The sequence below is a fragment of the Scytonema sp. PCC 10023 genome (assembly GCF_963920835.1).
In the GTDB taxonomy this organism is placed as follows: Bacteria; Cyanobacteriota; Cyanobacteriia; order Cyanobacteriales; family Nostocaceae; genus Kalymmatonema.
Genome location: NZ_CAWUDP010000053.1, coordinates 23,252 through 40,961, shown reverse-complemented (window position 1 = coordinate 40,961; position 17,710 = coordinate 23,252). Strand labels below are relative to the sequence as shown.

Annotated in this window: 20 protein-coding genes and 2 pseudogenes; 19 read left to right on the top strand and 3 right to left on the bottom strand. The window is 45.9% G+C overall.

The genetic code is table 11. From position 1 onward, the window contains the following. Positions 1–66 precede the first annotated feature (66 nt). Positions 67–767: pseudogene (locus tag ACM0OZ_RS28200) on the bottom strand (ISL3 family transposase); the annotation flags it as partial. Positions 768–1,423: 656 nt separating this feature from the next. On the opposite strand from ACM0OZ_RS28200, the gene ACM0OZ_RS28195 reads away from it, so the two are divergent. Together ACM0OZ_RS28195 and ACM0OZ_RS28190 are read left to right on the top strand one after the other, a co-directional pair. Then, positions 1,424–2,029, top strand: coding sequence for an ISH3 family transposase (locus ACM0OZ_RS28195; RefSeq protein ID WP_414586148.1), 606 nt, complete (start codon positions 1,424–1,426; stop codon positions 2,027–2,029). Positions 2,030–2,032: 3 nt separating this feature from the next. After that, on the top strand, positions 2,033–2,569 hold the full coding sequence (locus tag ACM0OZ_RS28190) for a transposase (RefSeq protein ID WP_414586147.1): 537 nt from the start codon (positions 2,033–2,035) through the stop codon (positions 2,567–2,569). 119 nt (positions 2,570–2,688) lie between these two features. Here ACM0OZ_RS28190 and ACM0OZ_RS28185 read toward each other — a convergent pair. Then, a pseudogene (locus tag ACM0OZ_RS28185) lies at positions 2,689–3,105 on the bottom strand (reverse transcriptase N-terminal domain-containing protein); the annotation flags it as partial. A gap of 83 nt (positions 3,106–3,188) precedes the next feature. Here ACM0OZ_RS28185 and ACM0OZ_RS28180 point away from each other — a divergent pair. After that, entirely contained in the window at positions 3,189–4,700 is a 1,512-nt protein-coding gene (locus ACM0OZ_RS28180; protein WP_414586146.1) for a GMC family oxidoreductase, read from the top strand. Between the two features lie 258 nt (positions 4,701–4,958). On the opposite strand, the gene ACM0OZ_RS28175 is transcribed toward ACM0OZ_RS28180, so the two are convergent. Beyond that, positions 4,959–5,513 (bottom strand): TetR/AcrR family transcriptional regulator, encoded by a 555-nt coding sequence (locus ACM0OZ_RS28175; RefSeq protein ID WP_414586144.1) that lies wholly within the window; start codon positions 5,511–5,513, stop codon positions 4,959–4,961. Between the two features lie 293 nt (positions 5,514–5,806). Between ACM0OZ_RS28175 and ACM0OZ_RS28170 the strand changes: the two genes are divergently transcribed. The 16 genes from ACM0OZ_RS28170 (at position 5,807) to ACM0OZ_RS28095 (ending at position 17,679) form a co-directional block, all read left to right on the top strand. Further along, positions 5,807–6,424 carry a glutathione S-transferase family protein gene (locus ACM0OZ_RS28170; protein ID WP_414586143.1) on the top strand — a complete coding sequence of 206 codons (618 nt, stop codon included), beginning with the start codon at positions 5,807–5,809 and terminating at the stop codon, positions 6,422–6,424. Positions 6,425–6,434: 10 nt separating this feature from the next. Then, positions 6,435–7,040 carry a pyridoxamine 5'-phosphate oxidase family protein gene (locus ACM0OZ_RS28165; RefSeq protein ID WP_414586142.1) on the top strand — a complete coding sequence of 202 codons (606 nt, stop codon included), beginning with the start codon at positions 6,435–6,437 and terminating at the stop codon, positions 7,038–7,040. Between the two features lie 220 nt (positions 7,041–7,260). Next, the gene (locus ACM0OZ_RS28160) at positions 7,261–7,374 is read left to right on the top strand and encodes a hypothetical protein (protein WP_414586141.1); all 114 of its coding nucleotides are present in this window, start codon (positions 7,261–7,263) and stop codon (positions 7,372–7,374) included. 186 nt (positions 7,375–7,560) lie between these two features. After that, entirely contained in the window at positions 7,561–8,889 is a 1,329-nt protein-coding gene (locus ACM0OZ_RS28155) for a condensation domain-containing protein (protein WP_414586140.1), read from the top strand. Positions 8,890–9,013: 124 nt separating this feature from the next. Beyond that, positions 9,014–9,160: an SDR family oxidoreductase gene (locus ACM0OZ_RS28150; RefSeq protein WP_414586139.1), complete on the top strand. Its 147-nt coding sequence runs from the start codon at positions 9,014–9,016 to the stop codon at positions 9,158–9,160. 376 nt (positions 9,161–9,536) lie between these two features. Next, the gene (locus tag ACM0OZ_RS28145; protein ID WP_414586138.1) at positions 9,537–10,247 is read left to right on the top strand and encodes a transposase; all 711 of its coding nucleotides are present in this window, start codon (positions 9,537–9,539) and stop codon (positions 10,245–10,247) included. Beyond that, positions 10,240–10,614, top strand: coding sequence for a zinc ribbon domain-containing protein (locus ACM0OZ_RS28140; RefSeq protein WP_414586173.1), 375 nt, complete (start codon positions 10,240–10,242; stop codon positions 10,612–10,614). Before ACM0OZ_RS28145 ends, ACM0OZ_RS28140 begins: the two co-directional genes overlap by 8 nt. A 419-nt stretch (positions 10,615–11,033) precedes the next feature. Continuing rightward, complete coding sequence (locus tag ACM0OZ_RS28135) at positions 11,034–11,171, top strand: ribbon-helix-helix protein, CopG family (protein WP_414586137.1); 138 nt, start codon at positions 11,034–11,036, stop codon at positions 11,169–11,171. A gap of 189 nt (positions 11,172–11,360) precedes the next feature. After that, positions 11,361–11,840: a DUF1348 family protein gene (locus ACM0OZ_RS28130; RefSeq protein WP_414586136.1), complete on the top strand. Its 480-nt coding sequence runs from the start codon at positions 11,361–11,363 to the stop codon at positions 11,838–11,840. Positions 11,841–11,896: 56 nt separating this feature from the next. Further along, the gene (locus tag ACM0OZ_RS28125) at positions 11,897–12,184 is read left to right on the top strand and encodes a DUF302 domain-containing protein (protein WP_414586135.1); all 288 of its coding nucleotides are present in this window, start codon (positions 11,897–11,899) and stop codon (positions 12,182–12,184) included. A 352-nt stretch (positions 12,185–12,536) separates the two neighbouring features. Beyond that, the gene (locus ACM0OZ_RS28120) at positions 12,537–13,172 is read left to right on the top strand and encodes an MOSC domain-containing protein (RefSeq protein WP_414586134.1); all 636 of its coding nucleotides are present in this window, start codon (positions 12,537–12,539) and stop codon (positions 13,170–13,172) included. 147 nt (positions 13,173–13,319) lie between these two features. Beyond that, positions 13,320–14,147, top strand: coding sequence for an oxidoreductase (locus ACM0OZ_RS28115; RefSeq protein ID WP_414586133.1), 828 nt, complete (start codon positions 13,320–13,322; stop codon positions 14,145–14,147). 27 nt (positions 14,148–14,174) lie between these two features. Beyond that, on the top strand, positions 14,175–15,050 hold the full coding sequence (locus ACM0OZ_RS28110; protein ID WP_414586132.1) for an alpha/beta fold hydrolase: 876 nt from the start codon (positions 14,175–14,177) through the stop codon (positions 15,048–15,050). A 78-nt stretch (positions 15,051–15,128) separates the two neighbouring features. After that, positions 15,129–16,067 carry an alpha/beta hydrolase gene (locus ACM0OZ_RS28105; protein ID WP_414586131.1) on the top strand — a complete coding sequence of 313 codons (939 nt, stop codon included), beginning with the start codon at positions 15,129–15,131 and terminating at the stop codon, positions 16,065–16,067. A gap of 92 nt (positions 16,068–16,159) precedes the next feature. Continuing rightward, positions 16,160–16,618: a RidA family protein gene (locus ACM0OZ_RS28100; RefSeq protein ID WP_414586130.1), complete on the top strand. Its 459-nt coding sequence runs from the start codon at positions 16,160–16,162 to the stop codon at positions 16,616–16,618. 206 nt (positions 16,619–16,824) lie between these two features. Then, complete coding sequence (locus ACM0OZ_RS28095) at positions 16,825–17,679, top strand: alpha/beta fold hydrolase (RefSeq protein WP_414586129.1); 855 nt, start codon at positions 16,825–16,827, stop codon at positions 17,677–17,679. Positions 17,680–17,710: the final 31 nt, after the last annotated feature.

Here is a 17,710-nt window from a genome sequence, read left to right as displayed (position 1 = left end):
AATAGAGAACTTTCTTGGCTATTCAGTACATATTTTGCTAAACTAACAATTGAAATGCCAACTTAATCAGCATCTAATTCGGAAGTTTTCAAACTTTATAAATCCATAAGCCGAGCGTTTAATTAGCTTGAGTTTGTTATTGATACCTTCAACAGCACCACTAGTTGTCCCATGATCAAAGTAATCAATAATTTCATCCAACCAACGAATAATAGTATTGTTACTTTTTGGGAAATATTTTTTCGCTCTCGATAACCACATACCTAGTTTAAAGACTTCCGTGTACCAATCATTAGTCTGATGTAAGTCTGATTAAAAACTTTTCTAATCTTTTCTTTCAATTCATGCATCACTTTCAAAATAGGAGATACATTTTTGACTTGAATAAGTTTCTTCAATTGCTCCTCATTTAAGTTATATTCATTCTTAACTAAGGGAGATTTACTATTTTTTTATACTGACATTTTTTTTAAATTAGCTTTAGCTGCTGCTACATTTGATTTCTTAATTGAGTCTTTTATATTTCGTTTTTCTCTTTTTCTTTGTGTATCTAGTTCTTTGTTTATCTGTGTCATCACATGAAATCTATCTGCGACTACTTGAGCATTCGGCATTAATTCTATTACTAAGTTCTTATAGCCCTGCCACAAATCTATACTTACTTCTTCTATTTGTTCTAAAATCTCAAAACCCCATTGCATAAAGACTGTCTTGACTACTTCTTGGGTACGTCCGCTTAAAATCGCAATAAGTTTAGATGTATCTATAGGACTCCTCCGCAGATTTTTGAACGACACGCTTGCCGAGGGCAGTGCGAACGCAAAACCCGGATGTAGTGGGCAAAATACGGTAAGTACTGCCCACCCTACAATACTTAAGATTTTTCAGAAATCCTGCGCGGATTGCTATAAATTGTTTCTGACACTTTCTTCTATTATTCTCTCATGAAAGTGATGAAAGAGCGTTATTTAGTTTTAGCTCTCGTTTGATGGCGTACATAGCTAAACTTATTTAAAATTATTTCAGCATATCAGATTCCTTGCACGGATCTATACCATCAACAATTTTCTTTACTGAAATCTTGCACCAAGAAAAATTGATATTATTTAAATACTAAGTACGGAGCCTGAAGCCCTTATTTTAACGTGAGTTCGACGAACTAAAAAATAGCAGGAGGTAGAGCGGGTAAGTCTTTGGGATAAATATCAAGGGAGGGTTTTTTAGGCAAATAAGTGTACGCAATTAAGCCTGCCATCAAATTCAGTAGATCACAAACTTTTCTCACGCTTGGCGATCGCCAAGCGTCCAATGCAGCAAACACATGTACTATCACCGAGTTTTTAATAAGTAAAATTTATAAATGAATCATCAACTTCTAAAATATGAAATCATAAAGATTGTACGTAGCATATTGGTAAGATAATTGACTTTTTTATCAGGACAACTAGGGCTAACAGACTCAGAAACTTTAGAAGAAGTTCTTGAGTGTAAGCCAGAAAATTTCTCCATTGAAACTACTGGTGCCTGCGACCAAAAAACTCTATTTGAGATTTTAATAAAAGCTGCTAGTAGTGGAGACAGTATTGAAAATACAGCTAAAAGTTTGAAAAAAATTCCGTCTGGTAACGATATTAGATATCATCTAGATAAAATTGATAACTTTGAAGATTTAGAAATACAAATTAATCAAGCTTTAAAAAGTCGAATTCCAATTGGGATTGAAAAAGGTTACCTAAAGATAGCTATTGATTTAAACTTAATTCAGAACTCAGGAAACCCTAGTAATAAAGAATTGACCTATATATATAGGAGTCAAGCAAAATCTGGCACCTGTTCATTTTATGCCTATGCTACCTTGTACGTCCTGATGAAAGGAAAACGTGTAACTCTGGCAATTAGAGGTGTGAGATGGCTAGATACGAGTGTCGGTATTATTACTTATTTGTTAGCGGAACTTGCAACTCTTAAAATTCGGGTGAAAAAGCTTTATTTAGATAGAGGATTTTTTACTGTTCCTGTCATTCGTTGACTTATGGCTTTAGATATACCTTTTCTCATACCAGCAATAAAAACTGGTAAAAAAGGAGGAATTAAACACTTCCTCAAAGGAAGAAAAAGTTATAAAACTACATATACTATGACCAGGAATAAAGAAAATTCAGTAACTTTTAATTTGTGGATTGTCTGCAAATATAAAAAAGGTAAACGCGGTCAAAAGGGAGTGGAATACTTTGCTTATGTAGTCTATAAGGTAAAAACAAGTTTATCTTATATTCATCAAGATTATCGAAAAAGATTTGGAATTGAAAGTAGTTATCGGCTCAAAAAGATCTGTCGGATTAGAACAACTAATAAAAAGCCAGCCTTTAGTTTCGTATTTGTTGGTATCTCTTTTATTTTAGTAAATATCTGGGTTAATCTTCTCTGGTTAAAAATTAGTCAACCGAGGAAAGGTGGACGATTAATTTACCGTGAACTGTTTAGCCTCAAACAAATCTTGGCAATATACGCGCAAGCTGTTGAAAAAATACATGAAGTCGTTGAGGGCATTTATCTTCCATCGGGTTAGTTCTCAGAAACTAAGCTGTCGCCTAGATATAAGCAAATATTATACATAACCAACCTACTTGCTTAAACGGTGGCTGAGAAAAAGTATTACAGACTACAAAATTTGCCAGCGATCGCCAAGCGTGAGAAAAGTTTGTGATCTACTGACTTTTGTGCGTCGTGCGCTGAGCGTCCCGTTCTAAAACCATAGCTCCTGGCATGGAAGGTCGCTTCATGCGCTGGATAAGAGTGCGTACTTTGCAAGGCATTGCCACGCTCTGTCGCCTATAGTGGGGACTTTCAGAATCCTAATTTTCCCGTCTTTTTTAGGGATGGGAATTTCGCGTAGCCCTTGGTGATGCCAATTGTTACCGTGGCGTTTGAGTTCTTCGCTCAGTTCAAGCCTTTGCTCGAAAGTGAGTTTGGCTTTGCCGTCGATACAAGAGTGTCTTTTTCCCAGGGTTTAACTGCGATACTTGACGGATAGCCAGTAATCTCGCGCTCGGTGGATTTCAGGATAAGCTTTTGTAGGGACTTCGCTTTCCGATAATACAGCATGGCAAAAATAAATTTTTTATCACAATCGCTGCATAATATTGATTCGCTCACACCCATGAATATATAAAAGAAGGAGAATTTCCATGACTCAGTATGACTATATTGTGATTGGTGCAGGTTCGGCAGGCTGCGTTGTTGCCAACCGTCTGACAGAAGACAGTCAAACAACCGTGTTATTACTCGAAGCGGGCAAAGAGGATACTAAACCGGAGATTCAAATCCCGTTGGAATGCACCAACCTACCGGGTACTGAGGTGGACTGGAAATATTTTTCTGAACCAGAACCGTACATTAATAACCGCAAAATGTTTTGTCCTCGCGGCAAAGCCTTGGGAGGCAGCAGTTCGATTAATTTCATGGTGTATATGCGGGGCAATCATCACGATTATGACCACTGGCAGGAATTGGGGAATCCCGGTTGGAGTTACCAAGATGTATTGCCATATTTCAAGAAATCTGAGAACCAGCAACGCGGTGCCTGCAAATATCACAGTGTTGGTGGGGAGTTGAGCGTCACCGATCTCCCAACCCCTACTGCGATCTCCCAACGATTTGTCGAAGCAGCAGTGGCAATGGGATATGACTACAATCCTGATTTCAATGCGATGCAGCAGGAAGGGGTGGGATCGTGTCAGTTCACTATCAAAGATGGTAAACGACACAGTGCCGCTGCTGCCTTCCTCCTGCCCATTCTCAAGCGTCCCAATTTGACCACAATGACAGCAGCGTTGGTGACGCGGTTGTTGTTTGAGGGCACTCGCACCGTTGGGGTGGAATACATACATCAGGGCACGCTGCACCAAGCGAGGGTCAACTCCGAAGTGATTTTAAGTGCGGGCGCGTTCGATTCGCCCAAGCTGCTAATGCTTTCCGGCATTGGTGACGCAAAACACCTACAAGCAATGGGGATTTCGGTCCTCGTTGATCTGCCGGGTGTCGGTCAAAACCTGCAAGACCACATTCTCATCCCTGTGGTACACCAAGCAACTCAGGAGTTACATCCTGCCACCACTAGTAATGGTATTTCTGAAGTTGGAATGTTTGTGCATAGCGAGGAGAATCGGGATGTTGTGCCAGATTTACAGTTGTTCTTCGGTGCCATTCCCTGGTCCCCTCCTGGCTATGCCCACGTTGATTCGGGATTCACCGGTACAGGCATTTTGACCCATCCCCAAAACATTGGCAGCATCAGTTTGGGTTCGCCTGACCCTAAAGACGCACCAATGATTCAAATGAACTATCTGCAAAGTCAATCTGATGTGCAAAAGCTAGTTGCCGGGATTAAATTACTTCGCAACTTGTTTCATTCAAGTGCCTTTGATGAGTTTCGAGGTGAGGAAATTGCTCCCGGTGCCGAGGTGAGTAGTGATCAAGCCCTCGAGGCTTACGTCCGGGGCGTTTGCGGTACGGTGTATCATCCTGTCGGCACCTGCAAAATGGGCATTGATCCAATGGCGGTTGTAGACCCCGAACTACGGGTACATGGGGTTGAGGGGTTGCGTGTCGTCGATGCATCCATCATGCCAACGATCACCACGGGAAATACGAATGCACCAACCATCATGATTGGTGAGAAGGCAGCGGATTTAATTTAAAGCAAACCGCACTCGACAAACCTTTCCCACCAAGTACAACGTAAAAAATCCAGCCCAGTTAGTCTATCTGGAAATCGGCGATTGCCTTCTCAGTAGCGGAGACGCTCCGCGAACGGCAGTGCGCGGAGCGCAATCGCGACTGGTGAGGGTTCATCCGCCCAGTGCACATTGCCAAAGCGCGTGGTGCTCAATTGGACGATACGACAACTGATGTTGACGGCATGAACGCCTTCTTTATCTGAGTCGAAAGCTGGAGAGCTAAAGCAACGTACCTTTGCAGAGTTCTCCTGGTAGGTGCTGCATCAGCCGCACAAACCCAGATGGATCATCCAATCCCTGAGATACAATCAATGAGCCTTGAATAGCGCTGACCGCGTCTTCTGCACGCTGTTGGGCAAGTTCCTGATTTATACCACACTCAATGAGCACAGTGGCGATCGCATCAATCCAGACCCGATAAATTGCTTTTACTCTGTCATGAAACACATCGCGGGCGGAACCCAATAGCAAAATCGCAAATAAGCAAGGTTGCTTTCCTCCTTCATAGACTTCATTCACGCGATCGCACATATGCTGCAAGCGAGATAAGGGTTCGCCTCGGCTGTTGAGCGTTTGCAGAATATTTTGGTCTAACCAGCGTTCAAGATAATCCAGCATTGCTTCAACCATCTCATCCTTGCCGCCAGGGAAGTGATGGTAAAGGCTAGCTTTCCCTAATCCAGTTGCTTGAGAAATCTTGGATAGAGTTGCGCCATCGTAGCCATACTGCCGGAACAGGCGCATCAGGCTGGGAATATAGCTTTCTTTAGGCATTTATCTTAACTTTAAAGTTTTCTATTGACATTGTACCAAATGTTCGGTACATTAAATCTATACCGAACGAACGGTACAAATCAGAAGTAGAGAGTGTTTATGAACCGCCTTGAACCCAGTGATACTAAGCCGTGTGCAAAGAAAATGTCTAGCGTTTGGGATGTACTCTGTGCGGTCACGCTGGGTGCACCTTCGGCGTTCGCCTCTGTGTTTCCACTCTTAACGGGAATCACTTCCGGCTCATTGTCCGTTCTTTTCTGATTCGGTATTATCTAATGCAGGAGGACTAACCCATGATTAAGCTCTACGGTCACGAACTATCTGGTAACAGCTACAAAGCAAAATTAATGCTCTCGTTGCTGGGCTTAGACTACGAGTGGATTCAAGTCGATTTGTTGGCAGGGGCGCACAAACAGCCTGAGTTTTTAGCACTGAATTCGTTTGGGCAGGTGCCGGTGTTGGTTGATGAAAATACTGTTCTAGCTGATGCTCAAGCGATTCTCGTTTACCTGGGGAGGCAGTATGGTGGTGAATCCTGGTTGCCAACAGAGGCAGAACCGATGAGCCGCGTGATTCGATGGCTATCGACCACAGCGGGAGAAATTCGGCAAGGTCCAGAAGCCGCACGTTTGTACTACCTATTCAAAGCGACCAGCATCAATCTGGAACGCGCCAATCAGAAAGCAGAGTTCATCTTGACTCAATTGAATGATCATTTAGCAGATCGGCAATGGCTGGAGTTAGAACGCCCGACGATCGCCGATGTAGCAGTCTTTCCTTACGTTGCCCTCGCTCCCGATGGCAAAATTTCCCTAGACAATTACCCAAATGTACTTTCTTGGATCGATCGCGTCAAACATCTTCCTGGTTTTGTCGGCATGATTGGCATTGCAGAGCCTGTTGCAGCGTAAGGAGGGCATTATGCCACGTAAGTTTGGAGAAATTGCTTTTACACCTGAAGTGCAAGCCGCACAAGAACAACGGGGTTCGCGGCAGATGTATGAACGCTACATTGCAAATGGTCCTAACAATGATTCCATTACTCCCAAAATTGAAGAATTCATCGCTCAACTCGATGGGTTTTACTTGGGAACCGTCAGTTCTAATGGCTATCCCTATATCCAGTTTCGGGGCGGATCACCCGGTTTCCTTAAGGTACTCGATGAGAAAACCCTCGGCTTTGCCGACTTTACTGGGAATGTGCAGTACATCACGGTGGGCAATCTGTCTGGCAACGACAAAGCGTTTTTGTTCTTGATGGATTATCGGCATCGCAAACGCATCAAGATTTGGGGAACAGCCGAATATGTTGAAGATAATCCAGCATTGATTGAACGACTACGAGACTCAGATTATTCAGCCGAAGTGCAAGGCGCTATCCTCTTCCACGTAGAAGCCACCAGCGAGAATTGTCCTCAGCATATTCCCATCCGCTATTCAGAAACAGAAGTTGCAGCAATGATGGCTCCCCTGCAAGCTCGGATTGCCGAATTAGAACAGCAGTTGGGCGATAAGCCTCTGGCTTGACGCTACGCGTATCAGACTTCTTCAATTACTGCTGATGACACAAGTCATCAATTAGTAGGAGCAATCTGATGTCACAATCACTCTGGCTATTTGATCCCCGTCTGAACATGGTTGCAGACCACATCACAACCGCAGATTAGTACGATCTGATTGAAGGCTACTTCCCACCTGGCACACAAACCCGCTGCATTGCCACACGCGCTATTGGGAACAACTTTATGTGCTGTCCGGGGAGTTCACAGTCTGGGCAGGTGAGAATAAGGCTGTGCTGAATGCTGGTGAAAGCTTCCTGATTGCAGTTGGCACACGCCATGTAGTCGCCGCTGGCATCTAGAAGTAAATCATTCACTTTCATACAAGAAGGAGATTAACAATGACCACGTTATCTGGAAAAGTCGCACTCGTTACAGGTGGAACATAGCGAACGGTCTTTAAACCAATCAATTCCGGCTCATTCCTGATAGAACTTACGCTCCTTTGACAATTGCCAATCATCCGAACAGTATTGGAGATTAACTGTATGCAATGCGTTGATCGCACTCAAGCTGTTGCTGTGTGTCGCCCCCTTGGAGCCCTAGAGCATCTCTTCTGGCTCTACGACCGAGCTCATCCCTTCCATTTCGCTCTCACTGCACAAATCAAAGGAAGATTCAGCGTTCATCAACTTCAGCAAGCACTGACCCTCGTACAGCAACGGCATCCATTACTGCGAGTTCGCATTGCCCTTGATGAAGCAGAGCAACCTTGGTTTGTTGAAGACTCTGCCGCCATTCCACTGCGAGTTGTGCAGCGACAATCCGAACAACACTTTGAGCGAGAAGTTGAGCGAGAAATCGAAACACCCTTTGTCTGGTCGCAAGCTCCGTTAGTGCGTGTCGTCTTAGTTCACTCAGGCAATGATGCACAATTATCGGAATTAATTGTGACGTGCCATCACTCGATCGCAGATGGCATCTCGATTACTTACTTAATTCGAGATATTTTGCAAGCGATTGCGCTCCGCGCACTGCCCTCAAGGGCAATCGCCACACCCACTGCCTTGGGACAGTCTTTACCTGTTCCGCCGTCGCGAGAGGACTTGGTTCCAGGGAACGCCCCGGAAACGATTTCTGGGTTAAAGCCGATGCCTCAATTCACAAGGATGAGCGGTTCCTTCCCAGTTGTGCAACCGATGAGGCAAAATAACCGTCAATCGGTCAGTGCCAGTTCGCTTTCACCCGAAACAACGCTGTTGCTCCTGACTCGCTCTCGGCAAGAGCAAACGAGCGTTCATGGTGCGATTTGTGCCGCTTTTCTCTTAGCAATCCGCCAGCAAAATCATTCAGAACAGCCACAGAACCTCAAGTGTATGTCACCGATTAATCTCAGACCCTACTTGACATCTTTCAACCAGGAAGATGTCAGTCTCTGGATTAGTGCTGGACGGACATCGCACCACTTAAGCGCTGATGCCAATTTGTGGGATGTTGCCCGTTCTTTGAAGCAGCAACTCAATCAAATCATGACACCAGACAAGCTGTTTGAGGAAATTTTCCAAACTCAGCAATGGGCATCCACCCATCCCAGTCCCGATGTCGTCCTACAAGGATTTAAAGACCAACTATTCGACTCCGACATAGACGTTAGCAATCTGGGGCGACTGACGATCCAGCAACAGTATGGAGAGCTTGAACTTCAGGCAATCTATGGACCTGTTGTGAGGACAGGTGCCAAAAACGATCTGGGCGTGACGACTTTGGGCGATCGGCTATTTTTCACGCTCGTGTCTGAAGAATCGGTGATGTCGCGAGCGCAGTCGAAAACACTTCACGAGGAGGCAATACATCTACTGAAGGAGGCGATCGAATAGCAATGTGACATTCTCCACACACTGATTCGGAGTACCGAATGAGCGTGTGGGCTTCTCCAGGTCGCCCCGAAGAAATTTCCTGCTTCATTGGTCGCAAGACTTTGATACTGCAAGACTTGGGCTGATGGATTCCCTTGGTGGGATTCCGATGGCTCGCCCTGGTCGCCCCGAAGAAGTTGCCGAGCTTGTTGCTTTCCTGGTATCCGATCGCGCTTCTTATATCAACGGTACTAAATTCGTTATTGACGGTGGAACCATCCCGACAGTGTGAGATATTGCATATCGGGGGTAAGTTCTCGTGTTTTCGCAACTTGTTGCGGACGACTCTTTCACCTATTTCCGCAAGGAGGCTCACACCGTAATCTTTGATTCGGTGTTGAGAGGAATTGCGGGTTAAAAACGAAACGTCTCCCGACTAATGTTAATCGTAGATTAACAAAGGAAGTGGAGACAGTTCGATTCTTTGGATCTCCGGAAACACACAACGAAGAATTGTACTCTATGAGTATAATCACGTAGTGAGTAGGTCGAACTCATGGAACAAGTACTGACGCTAGGAAAGCAAACTCAACCCCACGCCGTTACAGTCTGAAAAACTGGAAGTGGTTCTTCATGCTTTTGCGGAAGCCTGCAATTACACTAATCAGATGGTAATCAAGCCAGAAATAACCAGTAAACTGACAATTCAGGGTATTGTTTACGAAGATTTGAGAGCCAAATTTGGGTTGCCAGCTAACTTAGCAGTCAGAGCTTGTGCCAGGGTCGGTGCTAATCGACTGACAGCCAAAAAGAAAGACAAACCCGTAAAAGCATTTAAGCCTACATCTGCTGATTATGATGCTAGGATTTTTGCTTTTAGAGAGAAGGATTGGACTGTTAGCTTGACCACATTATCTGGTCGAGAACATATCAAAATTAATGCTGGCAATTATCAACGCGGTAAACTTGCAGGGCGTAAACCAACAAGCGCTCAATTGTGCAAGCACCGCGATGGTCAGTACTATATCCACATTCAGCTAAAAGACGAAGTTCCTGATCCACATCCCACCAAAAAGGTCATTGGCGTTGATTTTGGTAGGCGAGATATAGCTGTAACCAGCAACGGCGACTCATGGGATGGGAAACAGTTAACCGAAACCAGAGATAGATACAGTAGAGCTAGGGCGTCTCTTCAAAAAAAAGCTTCCACACGCACAAGGTCTAGTCGGCGTAGATGTCGTCAGGTCTTGGCACGGCTATCGGGGCGGGAGAGACGATTTCAAGCGTGGGTAAACCACAATATCAGCAAAACAATCATCCAGCAAGCTAAAAGTGAAAAAGCGCTTGTAGCTCCACTCGGATTTAACAGGTATTCGTGAACGCACAAACCAAAAACCACGTAACAAAACAGAACGCCGTAGAAGTAACTCGTGGGCGTTCTATCAGTTGCGGATGTTTTTGGAATATAAGGGACTTAAGGACGGAGTGGAAGTTGTTGCTGTTCCTCCCGCCTACACGAGCCAAACCTGTAACCAATGCCTACACATTGGCTTGCGCTCTGACAAGAGATTCAAATGCGGTAATTGCGGGTTGTCCTGTGATGCTGATTTGAACGGAGCGAAAATGATTGCGTTATTGGGGCAGTCTGTAAACCTGCCTGGAGGCTCGAACGGTTTGTGCTGTAATCTCAGCACAGACTCTAACGGGCTACTGAAAGCCTACACGCTCACCGCAAGGTCAGTGTAGGTAGTTTACTTTTCGCTCAACTCAAAGCTCTCAACGAGGGAGGAATAAACCAGAGGAAATAGCCCTTTTAAGTTTAAGCTAGCTCTTGAACTCTCCACGCTTTGAAAAAACGTGGATTCTAGACTGTTGTTACGACCTGGGCTAAAAGCCACACTCCGTAACGTTGTCTCATGTTTTTGTAAAACACGTTGACGAGGGTAAGACAGCCCTACCCGCCTCGACCCTTCGACAAGCTCAGGGCTGTGCGGCACTTTCCTTCCTTCCAACCTTGAAGATTTTACGTGTTGAAGGCAACAATTAAGTTCTTCTCAACACAACCCCATATCCTCAGTTGTCATGGTTCAGCATGGCATCACGTTTGTTTTTGGAGTTTTTCATCCTGTGTTACCATGACATCAATATAACACATTAATGATGTCATGAGTAGGTTTAGTGCAAGATTCTTTAAAGAAGAGTATGAAGAATTGGCAAAACTAAGTAAACAAAAAGAGAGGTCAATAAATGAGTTAATCACAGAAGCCGTAAGGCAATACATTGAAAAAGAAACGCATAGCTAAAGCCCTCTGAGTCGGGCTTCGCCGTGAGCTCAGCCGAACGGTTTCATCCCCTGGTTAAAAACACAGATGTAGTTTTCCTCCGTGCGTCAAACTACATCTTCCCTTCGGGACGCTACGCGAACAGGGGTTCTCACCCTCCCACTATGTGTTGATAGAAACGCTTGAAATGCTATTTTACATTACCATGCTATGAACAATCCCGAAAATCCTCGACTACCCGTGCCGCCTTTCGATCATGAATCCGCTATCCAAAAAGTCCGAATCGCAGAAGATGCTTGGAATACACGTAACCCTGAACGAGTAGCACTTGCTTACACGTCAGATAGCGTTTGGCGCAACCGCTCAGAATTTCTATCCGGTCGTGAGGCGATCGTACAGTTCTTGACACGTAAGTGGCTTAAAGAATTGGACTACCGTCTTATCAAGGAGCTTTGGGCTTTTCGGGACAACCGAATTGCTGTCCGGTTTGCTTACGAATGGCATGATGATTCCGGCAACTGGTTCCGTTCCTACGGTAATGAGAATTGGGAGTTCGACGAATACGGATTCATGCGGTGGCGTATTGCCAGCATCAATGACCTGCCAATTCAGGAGAGCGAACGCAAATACCACTGGATACTGGGTCGTCGTCCCGATGATCATCCCGGATTGTCCGACCTCAATCTTTGAGAAGCCCAAGCAACGACCATATCACCCAGTTTTTGTCGTGTAAGGAGTCCACTGCTATGAATGCAAACAACGGCATTATCAACCAGCTCAGCCCGTATGCAGTGACTGAAACTATCGATCGCTTAGCAGCCATCCTTCAAGCAAAAGGCATCACCGTTTTTGCCCGCATTGATCATCAGGCGGAAGCCGAAAAAGTCGGACTAAGCTTGTGTCCGACGCAGTTGTTGCTGTTTGGCAACCCGAAAGCCGGAACTCCGCTCATGGTGGCAGAGCCGACTCGCGCCCTGGATTTACCTCTGAAAGTACTGGCTTTCGGGTTGCGACTGACGGCAAGGTGTGACTGAGTTACAACGATCCCAATTACTTAAAACAGCGATTCTCTCTCTAATGAGTTGGTGAAGAAGATCGCTGTCATTGCAGCTTTAATCCATCAAGCACTCCTTTAATCAACTTATTTGTTGATTAAAGGAGTGCTTGACCATTTACCTAATTAAAAATTCTGTTAACGATTTTAAGAACGGAGGGTGGAGTGGTGTACTCTGTTATTTGCAACTCATGGATCGTCTCCGCAGTACCAAGCAAATTGTGACAGCGTGCAATACCTGTATTTTAGGGGTTTGAGCAGCGCCTCCCAGATTTCGGGAGGAACTGCCTCCGCACGCCATCAAAATGCTGTCCAAAACTTTGGAGCTAAAGATGAAACTCATCTCTGTCAACATAGGACTTCCGCGTGAAGTCAGCTGGAAAGGAAAAACCGTTAGCACTGGAATTTTCAAAGAGCCAGTCAGCGAACGGGTTATGGTGCGATCGCTCAATTTAGACGGTGATAAGCAAGCCGATCTAACCGTTCATGGCGGAGCAGACAAAGCAGTTTATGTCTATCCATTCGAGCATTACGATTACTGGCAAAGTGAATTGCCTGACACAGAGCTACCGTTAGGCATCTTTGGTGAAAATTTCACGACCACTGGGTTGAAAGAAGAGGAACTGAACATTGGGGATCGCTTTGCGATCGGCACTGTCAAACTGATGGTGACACAACCTCGCCTACCCTGCTACAAACTTGGGATTCGGTTTGGACGACCGGATATGGTTAAACGATTTCTCGCAAGTCGTCGAACCGGATTTTACTTCCGTGTTTTGCAAGAGGGCGAAGTGGGAGTCGGAGACACTCTAGAGTTGGTGAGCCGGGACTATAACAACATCACTGTTGCCGATATCACTCAACTTTATGTTCGTGAGCAGGACAATCCAGAGTTACTTCACCGCGCTGCTCAACTGGAAGCTTTACCTGAAAGTTGGCGCGATTATTTTCGGCAGCAGCATCGTTAGGGTAGGGGATGGATTAACCTGCTAGATTAACGGTAGGTTGGATGGAGGTATGAAACCCAACGCTATTCAGAAAAAGGGGATGTTTGATTCACCCCAGTGCATTGCTCACCTCATCGACATAACCTATACAAAGTTAAGGAGATTATCATGACCGACAAAATATGGCTCATTACAGGTGCCTCACGGGGCTTTGGAGCTGAAATCGCAAAGGCGGTTTTGGCAGCAGGTGACACATTGATTGCGACGGCACGTAATCAAACGGATCTGCAACTCCTTGGTTCAAGCGAACATCTGTTGACATTGAGTATGGATGTGACGAACGAAGCTCAGGTGCAGGCGGCGGTTGCAGCAGGATTGGACAGATTTGAACGAATCGATGTGCTGGTCAATAATGCTGGATTCGGCTTGTTGGGGGCGATCGAAGAGAGTAGCTCGGAGGAGGTTGAGAGCATTTATCGAACCAACGTCTTTGGACTGCTGAACGTAATCCGTGCCGTGCTGCCCAGTATGCGTCAACACAGATCTGGACACATCATTAATCTCTCATCAATCGGTGGCTATCGTGCCCCCGCAGGCTGGGGGATATACAGCTCGACAAAGTTTGCGGTGGAAGGCATTACCGAAGCCCTGCATGATGAGTTGTCACCGTTGGGGATTCATGCAACCGTTGTTGAACCAGGATACTTCCGTACTGATTTTCTGGAGAGCAGTTCACTCCGCAAGACCACAACACAAATCCCTGATTATGCTGAGACGGTTGGCAAAACCCGTGATTTTGCCGCTGGACACAATCACCAGCAACCTGGAAATCCGACCAAACTTGCGGCTGCAATCCTCCAGCTTGCAGCCGCAGACAAGCCACCTCTGCGATTACCTTTGGGCACGGATACTCTTCAAGCAATTGCCGACAAAAACGCTTACGTCGAGCAAGAGATAGCAGTCTGGCGCACTTTGGCTGAATCCACAAACTACTGATAGTTCAATCACGTTGGAGAACACGATATGAGTCATACAACATTTCGCACGATCACGAGCGATGGTTTAGACATCTTCTATCGAGAAGCTGGAGAGCGCAGTAATCCAACGATTCTACTACTGCACGGTTTCCCAACCTCCTCCCACATGTTCCGCAATCTCATACCTGCGCTTGCCGATCGCTTCCATCTCGTTGCGCCTGATTATCCTGGTTTTGGTAACAGTTCGATGCCAACTGTGAATGAGTTTGACTACACATTTGATCACCTGGCTGAGATTGTGGAGAAATTTATTACCGCGATCGATCTCAAGAAATACAGTCTTTATGTGATGGATTATGGTGCTCCCATTGGCTATCGCATTGCAGCTAAATATCCAGAGCGAGTGGAAGCACTAATTGTGCAAAATGGGAATGCCTACGAGGAAGGATTGCGGGAGTTTACGGAACCGATTAAGGCATACTGGCAAGATCCTTCTTCTCTTAATGCTAAAAAGCTTAGAGACTTTCTCACCCTGGAAGGAACGAAGTGGCAATACACTAACGGCGCTCGCAATCCGGAAGCAATTAGCCCCGACACCTGGAACATGGATCAACTCTTCCTCGATCGCCCTGGGAATGCTGAGATTCAAATGGCGCTGTTTTATGACTATAGAACTAATCCACCGCTCTATCCACAATGGCAGGAATATTTCCGCAAATATCAACCTCCCACCCTGGTTGTTTGGGGTAAAAACGACGACATCTTTCCTGTCGAAGGCGCTTATCCTTACCAGCACGACCTGAAAGATATTGAGTTCCATTTACTCGATACCGGACATTTTGCTTTGGAAGAAGATGGGAACGCGATCGCAAACTACATCATTCAATTTCTCGCGTCACGGCTGCAACCCATCCCCGTGTAATCGGTGCTGAAGGTCGTTGAGCAATCTTACTAGAACACCGATTGTCGAGAAAACCTTAAAATTATTCTAATTTGACGTATGCCAAGAAGAACCACCAGTTTTGACAGTAAAGGTCTGAAGTGTTCCGTCACATTCTACACTCCAGATAAAGCCGTATCTGGCGATCGCTATCCAGCGATTATCATGGCTCATGGCATTGGCTTGACTAAAGAGATGGGTCTACCACAGTTTGCTGAGCGTTTCGTTCAAGCTGGGTTCGTCGTCTCGCTGTTCGATTATCGCTACCTGGGTGCCAGTGAGGGAGAGCCTCGTGGACAAATGCTCCCTGCCGAGCAGCAAGAGGATTATCGCAATGCTATCACCTGGACTCAACTCCAAAGTGAAGTTGACCCTAATCGCATCGGTGTTTGGGGCTTCTCCTATAGCGGTGGTCATGTGCTGCATCTGGCGGCATTTGATAGGCGCGTGAAAGCCGTCGTGGCACAGATGCCTACAGTGAATGCGTTTCTTAACTCCCGTCGCCTGACTTCACCCCTTGAACTCGATGAACTCACAAAGTTGCTTTCACAAGACCGAATCAAACGGTATCAAACCGGGGGAGTGAGCTACTTTCCCCTGGTTGCCCCGCCCGGACAACCTAGCTTCCTGCCAACACCCGATGCATTCACCTGGGTTGAATCAGCTAAAAGCGCCAGCGAAGGACGATGGGAGAATCGCATCACCTTTGAATCGATCGAACACTGTCTCTATTACGAACCCGTTCCTCACCTTGAGGCGATCTTTCCCACTCCGCTATGTCTGATTGCAGGCGAGAAGGACTTTCTAGCATCTCCTGATTTAATCGCCGGTGTCTATGCGCGTGCGATGGAGCCGAAGTCCTTCACAATCTTGAAGGGCGGACACTTCGACGGCTTCCAGGGAGAGGGCTTCGAGATTGCCAGCACAACTGCCGTGAAATGGTTTGAGAAATATCTGAAACAGGTTGAAGTTCCTGTCTTGGAAGTTGCTGCTGCTTAACGATTCATGCGATCGGTCTGCTGGCGTTGGCACGATTGTTCTAAAGCCCTAAACCCCATGAAATCTACTGCAAAAATAATGGTGCTATGTCTATGTCTATCACACAACGTTTAGCGGACTTAGGGCTGACTTTACCTCAGCCTCCACAGGCATTGGGACAGTATCATCCTTGGGTCAGAACCGGGGATCTCATCTTTGTGTCAGGGCAAATTCCTCTGGTCAATGGCGTATTGAAGTACGCAGGCAAATTAGGAGCAGATTTGGATGATGCAGACGGTTATCAAGCCGCCAAGTTAGCAGGACTGAATGTTTTGGCTCAACTGCACGCTGCAACCCAACAGTTTGAAACGCTAGATAGTATTGTGCGCCTGGATGGACATATCCAATGTGTACCGAACTGGTATAACCATGCCGGGGTACTAGATGGGGCATCGGATTTATTTGCACAAGTTTTGAACAATCGGGCGGGTCACGCACGGACAGTCTTTGGACAAACAACCTTACCGCTCAATGCTGCGGTGGAATTGGTCGTCACAGCATCGGTACGATAGGCTACAAAATCATTCGCTGCGGTCAATTTACATCTGCCCCACCATTGAGTTCTGAAGACTGAGATAAAATCCTCACCACTGCACCTAAGTACGGCATCGAGATTATTCCCCCGCCTGCTGAGCAATGACAACACGAGGACTCACCGTAAAACTTCCAGAACTTACATTCGATCTCAAATGGATTTCATAAACAAGGAGTAAATCTCATGACTACATATCGCACAATCTCGATCGATGGTTTAGATATCTTTTATCGGGAAGCTGGTTCCCGTGACAATCCAACAATTCTGCTGTTGCATGGCTTTCCGACCTCATCTCACATGTTCCGCAACCTGATCCCTGCACTTGCTGATAAATTCCATCTAGTTGCCCCCGATTATCCAGGTTACGGTAACAGTTCTATGCCAACTGTGGATGAGTTTGATTACACATTTGATCATTTGGCCCAGATCGTAGAGAAGTTTATTACTGCGATCGACCTCAAGAAATACAGTCTTTATGTGATGGATTATGGTGCTCCCATTGGCTATCGCATTGCAGCTAAATATCCAGAGCGAGTGGAAGCACTAATTGTGCAAAATGGAAATGCCTACGAGGAAGGATTGCGTGAGTTTTGGGACCCGATTAAGGCATACTGGCAAGACCGTTCTCCTGAGAATGCGGACAAGCTCAAATACCTTGTCACTTTGGAAGCCACGAAGTGGCAATATACCAATGGCGTTCGCAATCTGGAAGCGATTAGCCCGGATACCTGGACGATGGATCAACATTTCCTCGATCGCCCTGGTAACGGTGAGATTCAACTGGCACTGCTATATAGCTATGGCACGAACCCGCCATTATATCCACAATGGCAGGAGTATTTCCGCAAATATCAACCTCCTACTTTAATTGTCTGGGGCAAGAACGATTACATCTTCCCTGCCGAGGGCGCTTATCCCTACCAGCGCGACCTGAAAGACATTGAGTTCCATTTACTCAATACCGGACATTTTGCCCTGGAAGAGGACGGGGACGTGATCGCAAACCATATCGCTCAATTTCTCACGTCACGGCTGTAACCCATGCCTGTCTATTGAGAACAAAGAAACA